14 protein-coding genes and 1 pseudogene are annotated in these 11516 nt (G+C 37.1%); 3 read left to right on the top strand and 12 right to left on the bottom strand.

Features of this window, described 5'->3' with window-relative positions; genetic code table 11:
- Positions 1–63: 63 nt before the first annotated feature.
- Together EGT49_RS12520 and rpsN are read right to left on the bottom strand one after the other, a co-directional pair.
- Positions 64–171 carry a putative metal homeostasis protein gene (locus EGT49_RS12520; protein ID WP_167849825.1) on the bottom strand — a complete coding sequence of 36 codons (108 nt, stop codon included), beginning with the start codon at positions 169–171 and terminating at the stop codon, positions 64–66.
- Between the two features lie 4 nt (positions 172–175).
- A complete protein-coding gene (rpsN, locus tag EGT49_RS10105) occupies positions 176–445 on the bottom strand; it encodes a 30S ribosomal protein S14 (protein WP_135373968.1) in 270 nt (89 codons plus the stop codon).
- Between the two features lie 232 nt (positions 446–677).
- Between rpsN and EGT49_RS10110 the strand changes: the two genes are divergently transcribed.
- Positions 678–1328: a MarR family winged helix-turn-helix transcriptional regulator gene (locus EGT49_RS10110; protein WP_167849826.1), complete on the top strand. Its 651-nt coding sequence runs from the start codon at positions 678–680 to the stop codon at positions 1326–1328.
- Between the two features lie 17 nt (positions 1329–1345).
- Positions 1346–3097, top strand: coding sequence for an ABC transporter ATP-binding protein (locus EGT49_RS10115; RefSeq protein WP_135373971.1), 1752 nt, complete (start codon positions 1346–1348; stop codon positions 3095–3097).
- A gap of 367 nt (positions 3098–3464) precedes the next feature.
- Here the strand turns inward: EGT49_RS10115 and EGT49_RS10120 are convergent, their stop codons facing one another.
- The 4 genes from EGT49_RS10120 to EGT49_RS10135 all read right to left on the bottom strand — a co-directional run bounded on the left by EGT49_RS10120 (position 3465) and on the right by EGT49_RS10135 (position 6065).
- On the bottom strand, positions 3465–3821 hold the full coding sequence (locus tag EGT49_RS10120) for a DUF1516 family protein (protein ID WP_135373973.1): 357 nt from the start codon (positions 3819–3821) through the stop codon (positions 3465–3467).
- Positions 3822–3857: 36 nt separating this feature from the next.
- Entirely contained in the window at positions 3858–4652 is a 795-nt protein-coding gene (locus EGT49_RS10125) for an SDR family NAD(P)-dependent oxidoreductase (protein ID WP_135373975.1), read from the bottom strand.
- Positions 4653–4734: 82 nt separating this feature from the next.
- Entirely contained in the window at positions 4735–5238 is a 504-nt protein-coding gene (locus EGT49_RS10130; RefSeq protein WP_246013834.1) for a macro domain-containing protein, read from the bottom strand.
- 2 nt (positions 5239–5240) lie between these two features.
- Positions 5241–6065, bottom strand: a complete 825-nt coding sequence (locus EGT49_RS10135; protein WP_135373979.1) for an HAD family hydrolase — start codon at positions 6063–6065, stop codon at positions 5241–5243.
- A 130-nt stretch (positions 6066–6195) separates the two neighbouring features.
- Between EGT49_RS10135 and EGT49_RS10140 the strand changes: the two genes are divergently transcribed.
- Entirely contained in the window at positions 6196–7296 is a 1101-nt protein-coding gene (locus EGT49_RS10140; RefSeq protein WP_246013835.1) for a YdcF family protein, read from the top strand.
- A 33-nt stretch (positions 7297–7329) separates the two neighbouring features.
- On the opposite strand, the gene EGT49_RS10145 is transcribed toward EGT49_RS10140, so the two are convergent.
- From EGT49_RS10145 to EGT49_RS10170, 6 genes and pseudogenes are all read right to left on the bottom strand, one after another.
- The gene (locus EGT49_RS10145) at positions 7330–8166 is read right to left on the bottom strand and encodes an aminoglycoside 6-adenylyltransferase (protein ID WP_135373981.1); all 837 of its coding nucleotides are present in this window, start codon (positions 8164–8166) and stop codon (positions 7330–7332) included.
- An 8-nt stretch (positions 8167–8174) separates the two neighbouring features.
- Positions 8175–8903, bottom strand: a complete 729-nt coding sequence (locus EGT49_RS10150) for a GntR family transcriptional regulator (RefSeq protein ID WP_135373982.1) — start codon at positions 8901–8903, stop codon at positions 8175–8177.
- 83 nt (positions 8904–8986) lie between these two features.
- A complete protein-coding gene (locus tag EGT49_RS10155; RefSeq protein WP_135373984.1) occupies positions 8987–10417 on the bottom strand; it encodes a 6-phospho-beta-glucosidase in 1431 nt (476 codons plus the stop codon).
- 24 nt (positions 10418–10441) lie between these two features.
- Positions 10442–10612: pseudogene (gene celB / locus EGT49_RS10160) on the bottom strand (PTS cellobiose transporter subunit IIC); the annotation flags it as partial.
- Positions 10613–10845: 233 nt separating this feature from the next.
- Positions 10846–11088 (bottom strand): hypothetical protein, encoded by a 243-nt coding sequence (locus EGT49_RS10165; protein WP_135373986.1) that lies wholly within the window; start codon positions 11086–11088, stop codon positions 10846–10848.
- 47 nt (positions 11089–11135) lie between these two features.
- Positions 11136–11381 (bottom strand): RpiB/LacA/LacB family sugar-phosphate isomerase, encoded by a 246-nt coding sequence (locus tag EGT49_RS10170; RefSeq protein ID WP_135373989.1) that lies wholly within the window; start codon positions 11379–11381, stop codon positions 11136–11138.
- Positions 11382–11516 lie beyond the last annotated feature (135 nt).

Genomic DNA, 11516 nt, shown 5'->3' on the forward strand with positions numbered 1-11516 from the left:
AAGTGTTTTACTAATTTATTATATCAGAGAAAGAAAGCGTTTACTGTTAACTAAAGTATTTTTCTAATTTTTCTTCTTACTATCCTTGATTGCTCTCAAGGCGCGCTTACGAGTCTTCAAATTAGGACTCTTCAAGTTACGATAGGCAGTTGCCAAATTCATTTTTTCCATTATTTTACCAACTAGCTTTCTTGACACCTGGAATTTGACCAGCATGTGCGAGTTTTCTGAAGTTCAAACGTGACATACCAAATTTACGCATGTAAGCATGAGGACGACCGTCAAGTGAATCACGGTTCTTTAATCTAACTGGACTAGAGTCTCTAGGCAGCTTTGAAAGTGCGATGTAGTCACCCTTTGCTTTCAATTCTTTACGTAATTTAGCGTAACGAGCTATTAACTCTTCTTGACGCTTGTTTTTTTCAATCTTTGATTTCTTTGCCATAATATAGCCTCTTTAATAAAAATTTATAATGCTGTTTTATTTCATCGTCACAAATGATAATTTTTACCGTTTACATACTAAATAAAATTTACAAGAAAGTCAACAATTTAGTTTTTTGGCATAAAAATATTTTTTCTAAACTAGTTGACAATGTTTCGGTACCGAACTATAATTCATTTCATAAATAAAGTTCGGCACCGAAACAATTAAAAATGAAATGAGGAATTTAATTATGAGTCAAATTACCGATGATTTAATGAAACAATTACGTTATATCAGTGAAGCCGCTAACTACTTCATGAGCCAAAAGAAACAAAAACTAACTGGCCAACAACGAGTTCTAGCTGTCCTACAGTTAGAAGATGGTCTAACTCAAAACTATTTAACTAATATTTTGGATCTACGTCCAAGTTCAGTCGCTGAGTTAATGAAGAAGATGGAAACAAAGAACTTGATCACGCGCCAAGAAGACCCTAACGACAAGCGAAGCAAATTAGTTTACTTAACTGAATTAGGGAAAAAACAGGCACTTGAGAATGCGGCTTTAAAAAATGCCAGTTATAGTGAAAAATTCTTAGCTGGCTTAAACGATGAAGAAAAAACTCAATTTAGCCAATACTTACAAAAAATTTCCGACGGATGGGACGATGACTTCAAACAAAACGCTGACAAATTTGTCGACCCGACCGACCGTTTCAAAGCCATGATGCAAATGCGTAACCAAATGATGCATGCCGATCACGACTTATCCCCTGAAGAAATTGCTCAAATGCGCCGTGATATGCGCGAAAATATGCATGGCATGCCCTTTGGTTGTTCCCCACGCAGATCCAATCACCACAACGATTTCCGTCGTGATTTCAGATTCGGAAATGGTTTTTAAAAAACTGAGGTTAGAATATGCAAAATGATTTAGAAACACCTAAACAAAAAGAAACTTTTAATTTCAAAGATTTCTTAAAGTTGATCAATAGTGTTAATCCTAAAAAGGCACTGTTTTTCCTCGGAATGTTACTCAGTTTGGTCACCAGTGGTGCTAGTCTGATTGTCCCCCAATTGACTAAAAATTTAGTCGATGCCAGCGGACTTTCCAAATTTGATAGTAAAATGTTAATCGTTTTAATCTTGATGTTCATCATTCAATTAGGATTTGGAACGATTGGCGGTTTTATTCTCCGTTATGTTGGTGAAAGTTCCGTCAAAACTTTACGTGAAAAGCTCTGGGAACATCTCTTAAAACTCCCCGTCAATTACTTCGATGACCACAAATCAGGCGAGAGTTCATCCCGACTAGTTAACGACACTAGTGTCATCAAAGACCTGATCACGGCCCAATTTCCCAACTTCATCACTGGAGCGATTCAATTAGTTGGTTCAATGGTTATTTTGTTTTTCATGGACTGGAAAATGGCTTCGTTGATGTTTAGTATTGTCCCCATCGTTGTCTTAATTTTGCTACCAATTGGTCGGATCATGTCCAAATTGGGACGTAAACTTCAAGCTGCAACTGCAGATTTTAATGCTGACGTCAGCGAAAAATTATCCGAAGTCCGTTTAATCAAAGCCAGCAATGGTGAAAAATTTGAAAAAGTGACCGGCGGATCTTTCATTGAGAAAATTTTTACAGTTGGTATCAAAGATGCCAAAATTGAGGCTATTCTGCAGCCAATCATGACTACCGTTATGCTGGGAGTTTTTGTCGGCATTCTAGGTTACGGTGCCATTAGAATCCAACAAGGCACATTAAGTAGTGGTTCTCTGGTCGCTTTTCTTCTATATTTGTTCAACATCATCACACCGGTAGCTAGCTTTGCGACTTTCTTCTCGCAAGTTCAAAAAGCCATGGGTTCTACACAAAGAATTCAAGAAATTCTTCATACCAAACCCGAAGTCAACCGTGGTGAAAAACTCGATGTCGAAGGAAAGACTTTGACGGCTAATAATTTGAATTTCAGTTACGACCAGGATCACCAAATTCTGCACGACGTTTCCTTCTCGGCAAAACCTAACACCGTTATCGCCTTTGCCGGTCCTAGTGGTGGCGGCAAATCAACTATCTTCTCGTTACTAGAACGTTTTTACCAACCAGATAGTGGTCAAATCAATATTGGCGAAACTAATATCGACCAAGTTCAAATTGCCAATTGGCGAAAACAGATTGGTTACGTTTCCCAAGACAGTGCCGTTTTTGCTGGCTCGATTCGTGACAATTTACAGTATGGATTGTCTGAAAAATTATCCGACGAACAACTTTGGCACGGTTTAGAACTGGCTTATGCCGACAGTTTCGTCAAAGATTTTCCGGAACAACTCGAAACGCAAATCGGCGAACGTGGCGTTAAATTATCTGGTGGTCAAAAGCAACGTATCGCCATCGCCCGAGCCTTTTTAAGAGATCCAAAAATTTTGATGTTAGACGAAGCTACCGCAAGTTTGGATTCAGAATCTGAAGAAAAAGTTCAACGTGCTTTAGATCAGTTGATGATCGGTCGAACTACTCTAGTTATCGCACATCGGCTTTCAACAATCATTGACGCAGATCAAATTTACTTTATCGAACATGGTCAAGTTACTGGTCATGGTACCCATAAAGAGTTAATGCAAAAACACGATTTGTATGCACAATACGTTAATGAACAAATGGTAAACTAACTTTGGGGTTTGATTGCCGTCCTCCGCACAATCCCTGTGATGAGCTGGAACGCTGCCGGCACAGCTTTGAGCTTTTGCAAAGTACGCAAAATCTCAAAGCTTGGCCTTATCCTAAGCGCTAAAGCGCTAAGGATAATTTGGCAGCTGAGTCATCACAGGGATTGTACTCCAGACTAAATCCTATTCTTTGCAATTAATAACGTAAATTTCAAAATGGATAGGATTTCTATTCATAATAAAATCAAAACTATTTGGGTTTTGAATAAATAATTTAATAACAAAAATAACAGCATCTGTTCCTATGTATATGTAGTTAAAATTCATGTACATCGGGAATAGATGCTGTTTTGTATTAAATATTATTTTTCTAATGTTGCACAAACGGATACCAGCCGGCTAAGAAGAAGCCTAATACTGCTACAACTAAGCATAACACTATCACTGTTGCAATCAGTGAATTAGGTAATTTTTTCTGGTCCTTTTTGGCAAAAGTAATTTCTACTAGAGCGATAAAGGCTAAAGCTACCAAGATTTTTATTATTAATAATGTCGGTTCAACTGACCAAGCTCTAATTCCTAGTTTTATTCCTGTTGCGATAATCACAACATAAGCTAGTCGGGTGATCATTTCGTAAATTTTTGTGTGCGTATTGGTAAAGATAGCTAACAAAATCATGATTGCCATTACGATCCACGTTAGTAAATGTGTCCAAAGCCAAATCATTTCGATGCCTCCTAAGAAGTCCATCATAACATTGCTTTAGAAAATAGTTGGAACTAAGCCTCCGTCTAATCTCAAAGCCTCGCCTGAAAATGATGAAGCGTCTGGACTAGCCACAAACGAGACAAAACGACCAATCTCTTCCGGACGAATCAAACGTTGGATTTGTGAACGAGAACGATGATGCTTCATGAAATCTGCTTCCCATTTTTCCTTAGGTAGATTGCTGTTGCCGTACATATCTTCCAGCATCTTTTCAACACCTTCGGTCAAAGTAGATCCTGGCATGATGGTGTTAACTGTCACGTGACTAGCAACCGTTAATTTTGACAAACTCTTCGCCAATGATAAATTCATCGATTTTGTCATACTGTATTGAGGCATCTCTCCAGAAGGCATAATTGCCTCCTCACTAGCGATAAAGATGATTCTACCAAAATCTTGCTCGAGCATTTTAGGTAAATAAAATTTTGCCAAGGAATTTCCTGCCAGAACATTGACCTTAAAGAATTTATCCCAAGTATCATCATTAATATCAAAGTAATCCATCGGTTGAAAAATCCCCATGTTATTAATCAAAATATCGACTTTTGGAAACTTTGTAAAAACTTTTTCACGGTCATCAGCTTTAGCCAAATCTGCAGCTGCACCTTGAGGATTAGTTTGTGGAAATTGTTGCTGCAATTCCGCTACAACTTTAATAACCTCTTGAGCGTTTCGACCATTGATGATCACGTCAGCTCCTTCACGTGCCATTTCTGTAGCAATTGCTTTACCAATTCCCTTGGTCGAACCAGTGATCAAGGCTAATTTATGTGTCAAATGAAGATCCATTATCTATCCTCCAAAATGTAATTTGTATTCATAATATAAGCTGAATAGATATTTTTGACTAGTACGTACTTTTTAGTGCCTATTAATTTTCTTCCAAAATGCTCTTAGCAATTTCTTCTGTTCGACTATCAAATGCCACCAAAAAAGCTTCAGTATCGGCGTCTGATTTTTTAATCGTCTCAATAGCGATCCAAATAGCTTCATACAGCGGATAACCATAAACTCCAGTACTCAAAAATGGCACTGCAATCGTCCAAAGTTTTAACCGTTTAGCCCAGACCATAACGGCGTTATAAGCACTCGTCAACAGTGCTTCTTCGCCAGAATGTCCGTCAACGTAGCGCGGTCCCACGGCATGAATCACATAATCAGCTTTTAAATTGTAGGCATTCGTATAAACTGCTGTGCCGGTTGGTGTCCCATTGAAAGCTAACATATCCTTCTTCAAATTAGGACCGGCTTTACTATTTAAAGCTCCATCAACTCCACTACCCGGAATTAATTTATTATTGGCAGCGTTAACAATAGCATCAACTCGAAAAGGCAAATTGGCAATATCCGCCCGAATAACTGTAACTTTAGACAAAATCATTCCTCCTTCAAAGCATACTTTTTAATCGCAAAGGAAACTCCATTTTGATTGTTACTACTTGTCACAACCCGAGCAGACTGCTTGACCTCATCAGGAGCATTATCCATCGCCACACCAAGCCCCGCTAACTCAAGCATTGGCACGTCGTTAAAATTGTCCCCCAGTGTCATCGTCTCACTCAAATCCAATCGATAAATTTTAGCTAATTCACGTAAAGCTTTCTCCTTAGAGACTTGTTTATTCGTGACTTCCAGATAATTATCCTTTGATAAATAAAAGGCACTCTTCGGAAATCTTGTTTGGAAAAATTTTAAAGCTTTAGTAATTTGGTCAGTGTCACCGATCAAAAGTAACTTATGAATGGGAATTTGCGAATTCACGATAATATCTTTTAAATCAGTTTTAATAGGTACTAACTTAGTAATATCTGCTTCAATTTTAACCCATTTATCGATTTTTTCCACATACCACGTCACTCCAGAATACAAATTAATTGTGACTTGCGGAAATTTTTGCTTCAACAAATTAAAAATGTGCTCAACTTCTGTCCGGTCTAATTCATGGTTCAAAATGGTAGTATAATTGTCTTCTTTTAAATCCTTAACTACTAAAGCGCCGTTGAAACATGCTATCGGATTATCCATTACATCCAATTCTTCAGCTAAAGCCAACATCCCTTGAGGTGAACGTGCTGAAGCTAGGATAAAGGGAATCTCTTTTTTATTTAATTGTTTGATGCAATCTTTTAAATTACTGTCGATCTTATTTTGGTCATCCAAAATCGTTCCGTCAATATCACTTAAAATCAATTTCACTGCCATTATTTTCACCACCTATTTTAAGGATAACATAATAATTAAAGCGCTTTAAATTCTTAATAAGTCCCTCATTATGATAGAATTAATCTATTGTTTATAAGGGAATATTTATCTTATAGAGGTGATTTTATTAATGAATGAGGGAACTATTTTAAATGCTCTCCAAAAGGTTTCAGCATATTGGGGAATCGCAACCTTAGTCATGTTAGGAATCTTCTTATTCATGTGGCTAAGGGAACCACGACGATTAATCAACGGCATTACCTTTTCAATCTTCTTCTTTAGTTTTTTACTTGAATTAGCGGTTTTGATCTTCAGTACCGCCAATCAAGCTTTCATCATCGTGATGGGACTTATCTTTTTATTTATTCTGGGAATAATTTTTCTAATTATGATCTCGATGTGGATTCTATTACTGTGGAACGCCTTCATCGTTTGGAAACGAGAAAGTCATACCTTATCCAATATGTTGACACTATTCTTGGGGATTTTCCTAATTGCTCTTTGGTTTATCAACCTATTTATCAGCCGACATAGCTCATTTCTACCGGAATGGTTCAACGTTCTAATCACTGGTCTACCGCTGATTGGAACTTACTTGATTGTTTGTTCGTACAATTTTTTGGTCAACGTCTTCTTGTACCAATTCTTTCCTAAGCGATACCAAGCTGACTATCTAATCGTTTTAGGAGCTGGCTTGATCAATGGCGATACCGTATCACGACTCTTAGGTAACCGAATCGATGCCGCTATGAAATTTGCTGATAAGCAAGTTAAAAAAGGCCGCAAACGACCAAAGATTGTCTTCTCTGGTGGTCAGGGAAAAGATGAGAAACTGTCAGAAGCCAAAGCCATGTCCAATTACGCAATCGAACACGGTTGGGACAAATACTTCGTTATCTTAGAAGACAAATCAAAGAACACCTTACAAAACATGCAGTTCTCAAAAGCAATTATCGAAGAAGACTTTGGTTCAAATTCAGCTAAAATCAAATTCTTCAGTAATAACTATCATATCTTTAGAGCTGGCTTGTATGCCAAACTAGCCGGAATTGCCGCAAATGGGGTCGGTGCACCAACTAGATTTTATTTTCTACCAAATGCCTTGATCCGTGAATTCGTGGCCGTCCTACTGATGCACAAGAAGAGACATATGATTGTCATTTCAACCATTCTTCTGCTCACCTTATTGATGGTTGCTATTACTATCTATACAAATATTATGGCTAAATAAAAAAGACGCAAATTCATATTTGCGTCTTTTTTATTACGATAATTTTCTCTTAGTGTAATCCATAACTCGCTTAGCTTCGTCTTGATTGTACGAATAACCGGTTGCTTCACTAAATTGTTGCGCATAGCTATCAAATAATTCTTGCATTAAAAATAAAGCTTGCGTAATTTTTGCTAGACTATTAAAATCTAAAACTTTTTCAATTTGCGTGATTTCTATTGGACTTAAACAGTCAAATAAATATTTATGATTCTTACCTAAATTCACTTGATAATTGTACTTTGCGGCCACCACATAACTAACAACTTTTAGAAACTCTTGAAAGCAGTGGTTGTAAAAATGATCACTGGCGTAAAGAAACTCTTTGCGAATAATTCCTTTGACGATGTAAGTCGACACCCACCAAAATTCGTTACAAACCCGCGCAAATCCTGTTGGTGTTGGCTTAGTTTGATAATACAATTCTTCTCCTGTTTGTAAATCAGTCGGCAAAATTTTTTGCGGATCATACAAGACTTTCGCGATGGGGTCATTTTTTTGCCATTGTGCAATATCCTTTAAGTCACACAAACCTAAATCAATGCGGTTGTCATCCTCAAACAGCATCAAAAAAGTGAACAAAAAGAATGGTTCATAATCGCCAGGAACCTGCATGATAGTAGTTTTACCGAAGTCTTCTAGCCATGTACGATTAGATATCAAGCGCTGTTTTTGGTCTGCATCGACAAAATAAACAATATCAAAATCCTGAAATGAGTCCTGACTTTGTGAATAAACTTTCGACCCATTCATGGCAATAGCTTTGATATCTAATTTCTTAGCTACTTCAAAAATAGTCTTCAGCATTTGTTTCTCCGAACGCATAGTCATCGATCCTTTTAATGAATTTTTTTGATCAAGAATAACTTAGTCATCTGGTAATTGTAATACTGTCTTGAGAAAGCTAATAATTCACCGTTGATTAAATATGATTCATCATTCATCAACAAACTTGGTGAACCACTGGGCATATCCATAAATTCAGCGGCTTTTTCTGGTAAAGGACTACTCATAATTGTCTGATCAATAAAACCAATTTGCGTATTGCGACTTCTTTCAAAATATTCAAAGACTGAGCCATAGAGTGATTCTTGAGGAATCTCATCAATTACTGATTGCAAATAATATGAATGTTCCATCAAATATGGCTTGCCATCGAGTGAGCGCCAACGTTTAATGTCAATCAATTTCTCGTCGTCTCTAAAATGATGAGCCCGGGGAAGAAATTCGGCTTCAGAAGCCAAAATGATTTTTTCGGTAGCCTTTTCCGTCTTCAAATCACGACCGATTCGTTTCATTTCCGCTGACAAACCACCTTCGTGTTCCAAGGCAATGGAGTCACTGGATTGTTGATGACGGACAAAGGTACCAACACCGTGAACTTGATATGTGTAACCCATCTCACTCAATTGTTTTAAAGCTTGACGCAAAGTGTAACGAGTAACGTCGAATTTATCCATTAGCACCGGCTCTGAAGGCAATTTCCGATTGTTATCTACTAAAACGCCAGATTCGATTTCAGTAATAATCTCTTTAATCAAAGTATTTGTATCCAACTTCTTTGGCATTACTTGATTTTCCTTTCCAAATAAAAAACGCATCCCATTATTAATTGAGGATACGCTTTAATAATCATTATTATGATACAACATTAAGAAAGGTCAGTACCATTAGTTTCGATCACTTTATGGAACCAATCGAACGAATCTTTCTTGGAGCGTTTCAAAGTACCTTCTCCAGCATCGTTTTTATCGACGTAAATCATACCGTAACGCTTATCCATTTGGCCAGTTCCTGCCGAAACTAAATCGATAAAGCCCCAAGGAGTATAGCCCATCAGATCAACTCCATCGACTTCAACCGCCAAACGCATCTGTTCAATGTGTTTTCTCAAATAATCAATTCGATATTCATCATGAATCTTGCCATCTTCAACTTTATCAAAGGCTCCCAAACCATTTTCAACAATAAAGAGTGGCAAATCGTATCTTTCACTGAACCAGTTTAAGGCGTATCTCAAACCAACTGGATCAATTTCCCAACCCCAATCAGAACGTTCTAGAGTTGGATTCTTAACTTCATGATTCTTAGTTGGTGTCATTAGGTCAGCAGGTTCATTCTTGTCAGCTTCAATCACATGTGAAGCGTAATATGAGAAACCAATGTAATCAACCACACCGACTTTCAAAACATCCAAATCACTAAGCGTGATATCCAAATCAAAATTCTTGCGTTCAAAATATTTCTTCAACCAGTTAGGATATTTACCTTTACATTGTACGTCCGCAAACCAGTAGTTAGCTTGCATGGCGCGTTGAGCTTTGAGATTGTCCATTGGGCTTGGTGTTGCGGGATAAGTTGGTCCCATGGCTAACATACAGCCAATTTTGAAGTTAGGATTAATTTCGTGTCCAATTTGAACTGCCATTGCACTGGCAACTGATTCGTAGTGACCAGCTTGGTACATCAACTTTTCAGCGTCTTCACCTGGTTGAACTAATATTCCTGAATCTGTGAATAATCCCCATTCGTTCAAACCAGTTTGGTTATTGATCTCATTGAAAGTCATCCAGTATTTAACTTTATCTTGGTAACGTTTGAAAACGACTTCGGCAAATTTAACGAAAAAGTTGATCATCTTCCGATCACGCCAACCACCGTATTCTTTAACGAGATGATAAGGAATCTCGAAGTGGGACAAAGTGATTACTGGTTCGATGTTATATTTGTGTAACTCATCAAATAAGTCGTCATAAAATTTCAAACCAGCTTCATTAGGCTCATCCTCATCCCCATTTGGAAAAATTCGACTCCAGGCGATACTGGTTCTAAAACACTTCAAGCCAAGTTCTGAGAATAATTTAACGTCTTCTTTGTAATGTCCATAGAAATCAATTGCTTCGTGGTTAGGATAATTTTTGCCGGGAATTATTCCATCAGTGATTTCACGGGCAGTGTCATTATCACCAGCGGTCATCACATCTGCGATACTAACTCCTTTATTGCCGGCATCCCAGCCCCCTTCTAATTGATGAGCGGCAACAGCACCACCCCATAAAAATCCTTTTGGAAACCCTGTCATAAAAATGTATCCTCCTATTATTTATTAAGCAGCAACGGCTGCATTTTGTTCTTCTGTGTAAAGTTTGTTGTCATAAAACTTGATGAATGGGAACCAGATCAAAAAGGCTATCAAAGCACAGACGATAGCTAAAACAAAGGCTCTCCAATCACCACCGGAACCGATAAAACCGGATAGACCAAGTGGAGTTGGCCAACATGTATAATGGCGTAATTTTATCGAATGTTGCGCTGAAAAATCCTTTCAAATTTTTCACTCATTCGAATGAGTACTTGTTCGAATGACTTCATGATATCAAATTAAACATCTTTTGTAAACGGTTTCTTTTATTTCACGAAAAAAGCAATCATCCATTTTTGGACAATTGCATTCAGACTAATGATATTTAACTTGAATTAGTAAAAATGTTATTAACATGTGAATAACTTTTACTGTCTTTCTTTGATACCTTTCAAAACTGCCGTAGCCTCTTTCGTATTTAAAAGGTACTTGTTACGCAACAAGATTAATACTTGCTTGGTGTCGGTGTGATTACGAACCAACTCTAAAATATCAGCCACCATACTCTTATCGTTTAAAATATTGGCAACTTTTTGCCGACTAATTTTTCCGTGGTGAGTGTAAAAGTAAAAATTTATTAATACGATGGCGATTAATAAAATCCAAAACATCTGCATTCCCCCATGTCTTTTTAGTTATTGTACCAAAGATATTTCTTTTAAAAATTGTTTTGAAGAAAATTTACCAACTGACTATTCTGACCATTTTTAAAAATATATTCTAAAACATCCTTTTTCATATATACACCTTTTAAAAATTCAGTTGGTAACTTTTTTAGAATATCAACCATATTAGTTTGAGCGATTTGTTTGATTTTTTGTTGCATCAAAGCATCTTTTTGCTTCCTGTCCGCTGAATCCTGTGGATAACCAACATTCATCGGACCATCAAATAATTTCTCCAAAGTGTACTTTAAATTTAATTGGCGAATTTTATAATCAAGTTAGCCACCTTAAGAAAAACTAAATAAAAAAACACCAAGACGTAAAAATCAGTTATCATTGGAGTTCCGACACTAACAATGAAAGAGGTTTTTCGT

Origin of the sequence: Companilactobacillus suantsaicola, from assembly GCF_004745525.1 — a bacterium.
Classification (GTDB): domain Bacteria; phylum Bacillota; class Bacilli; order Lactobacillales; family Lactobacillaceae; genus Companilactobacillus; species Companilactobacillus suantsaicola.

Excerpts from the sequence above, each read along its gene's own strand:
- EGT49_RS12520 (WP_167849825.1), bottom strand. The coding sequence starts at position 171 with ATGGAAAAAATGAATTTGGCAACTGCCTATCGTAACTTGAAGAGTCCT.
- rpsN (WP_135373968.1), bottom strand. The coding sequence starts at position 445 with ATGGCAAAGAAATCAAAGATTGAAAAAAACAAGCGTCAAGAAGAGTTA.
- EGT49_RS10110 (WP_167849826.1), top strand. The coding sequence starts at position 678 with ATGAGTCAAATTACCGATGATTTAATGAAACAATTACGTTATATCAGT.
- EGT49_RS10115 (WP_135373971.1), top strand. The coding sequence starts at position 1,346 with ATGCAAAATGATTTAGAAACACCTAAACAAAAAGAAACTTTTAATTTC.
- EGT49_RS10120 (WP_135373973.1), bottom strand. The coding sequence starts at position 3,821 with ATGATTTGGCTTTGGACACATTTACTAACGTGGATCGTAATGGCAATC.
- EGT49_RS10125 (WP_135373975.1), bottom strand. The coding sequence starts at position 4,652 with ATGGATCTTCATTTGACACATAAATTAGCCTTGATCACTGGTTCGACC.
- EGT49_RS10135 (WP_135373979.1), bottom strand. The coding sequence starts at position 6,065 with ATGGCAGTGAAATTGATTTTAAGTGATATTGACGGAACGATTTTGGAT.
- EGT49_RS10140 (WP_246013835.1), top strand. The coding sequence starts at position 6,196 with ATGAATGAGGGAACTATTTTAAATGCTCTCCAAAAGGTTTCAGCATAT.
- EGT49_RS10145 (WP_135373981.1), bottom strand. The coding sequence starts at position 8,166 with ATGACTATGCGTTCGGAGAAACAAATGCTGAAGACTATTTTTGAAGTA.
- EGT49_RS10150 (WP_135373982.1), bottom strand. The coding sequence starts at position 8,903 with ATGCCAAAGAAGTTGGATACAAATACTTTGATTAAAGAGATTATTACT.
- EGT49_RS10155 (WP_135373984.1), bottom strand. The coding sequence starts at position 10,417 with ATGACAGGGTTTCCAAAAGGATTTTTATGGGGTGGTGCTGTTGCCGCT.
- EGT49_RS10165 (WP_135373986.1), bottom strand. The coding sequence starts at position 11,088 with ATGTTTTGGATTTTATTAATCGCCATCGTATTAATAAATTTTTACTTT.